The organism is Microvirga sp. 2YAF29, assembly GCF_052114605.1.
Taxonomy (GTDB): domain Bacteria; phylum Pseudomonadota; class Alphaproteobacteria; order Rhizobiales; family Beijerinckiaceae; genus Microvirga.
This window is the reverse complement of the sequence record NZ_JBFRFB010000044.1, coordinates 1-671: the sequence shown is the minus strand read 5'-3', so window position 1 is coordinate 671 and position 671 is coordinate 1. Positions and strand designations below refer to the sequence as shown.

Sequence of the window (671 nt, the reverse complement as noted above, 5' to 3'; positions counted from 1 at the left end):
AGGCCGCCGCGCAGAATATCGTCGGAGCCTAGCCCGTAGAGGATGTTGTTCTTGGCATCGCCTGTCAGGATGTCGGTATATTGTGTGCCGGCGATGTTCTCGATGCCGTCATAGGTATCGCCCTTCGCCTCGCCGGTGTTGAACTGCGGATTGGCCAGATTGACTGTCACACCCTGACCATTGGTCGCGGCATAGGCCGCCATGTCACCAAGGCCGGCGCCGCCGACGAGGATATCGGCACCCGCACCACCGATGAGGATATCATCGCCCTCGCCACCGTCGAGAGTATCGTTGCCGGCACGGCCATAGAGGATGTCATTTCCGCCTAGGCCCGATAGGGAATTGCCGCGCGAGGTGGTATCGCCTGTCAGCTGATCGGCATAGTTCGAGCCCTGCAATCCCCGGATCTCGATATAGGTGTCGCCCGCAGCCTCGCCGGTGTTTTGGCTGGCATCGGAAAGATTGGCCACCACGCCTGTTGTCGCTTCCATGTAGGAGGCCCAGTTGAAGCCCTCGCCCCCGACCAGCACGTCGGCACCCAGGCCGCCGCGCAGAATATCGTCGGAGCCTAGCCCGTAGAGGATGTTGTTCTTGGCATCGCCTGTCAGGATGTCGGTATATTGTGTGCCGGCGATGTTCTCGATGCCGTCATAGGTATCGCCCTTCGCCTC

General features: G+C 60.8%; 1 protein-coding gene. It reads right to left on the bottom strand.

Translation table 11 applies throughout. The annotated features are described in order from the left end of the window. Positions 1 to 671 (bottom strand): calcium-binding protein (locus AB4Y85_RS19420; RefSeq protein ID WP_441986545.1); only part of this gene is annotated, 671 nt, incomplete at both ends.